The sequence below is a fragment of the Gillisia xinjiangensis genome (assembly GCF_046298265.1).
Classification (GTDB): Bacteria; Bacteroidota; Bacteroidia; order Flavobacteriales; family Flavobacteriaceae; genus Gillisia; species Gillisia xinjiangensis.
The window spans coordinates 1-531 of sequence record NZ_JBKAHK010000116.1 but is presented as its reverse complement, the minus strand read 5'-3'; the positions used below and the strand labels follow the sequence as shown (position 1 = coordinate 531).

Below are 531 nucleotides of genomic sequence, written 5' to 3'. Positions count from 1 at the left end.
GACTCGTTCTGCGATGCGCTGAAAGCCAAGGGCGTCGACCTGGGCGGCGCCGGCACCTCCGTCCGCGCCGTCACCCACCTGGATATTTCGCGAGACGATGTGATGACCGCGGTGGACGCGATCCGCAACGTGCTGCAGGAAGCGAAACGTTAGGCCTTCGCTTCGCTTCCACCGCCCAGCCAGGCGGCACAGTCCTCGCCCAGTTCCGCCCGCGCGCGGTGCTCGTAAGCCTTGCAGGCCGCGGCCGTGAGGACATCGCCCCAGCGGCCGTTGGTGCCTTTGTGCACGAAGGTCTGCGCGCCGCCTTCCCAGAAGGCCCCGCCGAGCGGCACGCTGGCCGAGGCATTCGCCTTCATGTAATCGAACGAACAGTGCTCGACAATGGCGTCCCAGCGCGATTCGTCGACCGCGATATCGAGAAACGCCGCGATCTGCCGGATCCCTCCCGGCATGTCGTTCTTGAGATCGGCAAAATGCAGCAGCAGGACATTCGGCAAGTGGCGGATGGCCCACCACGAGCGCACGTGGTCC

General features: G+C 65.9%; 1 protein-coding gene. It reads right to left on the bottom strand.

Going from position 1 to position 531, the window contains the following annotated elements; all coding sequences use genetic code 11:
* Positions 1–149: 149 nt before the first annotated feature.
* The coding region (locus ACKGJN_RS16770; protein WP_409540711.1) for a sulfotransferase domain-containing protein at positions 150–531 on the bottom strand (382 nt) is incomplete at its 5' end.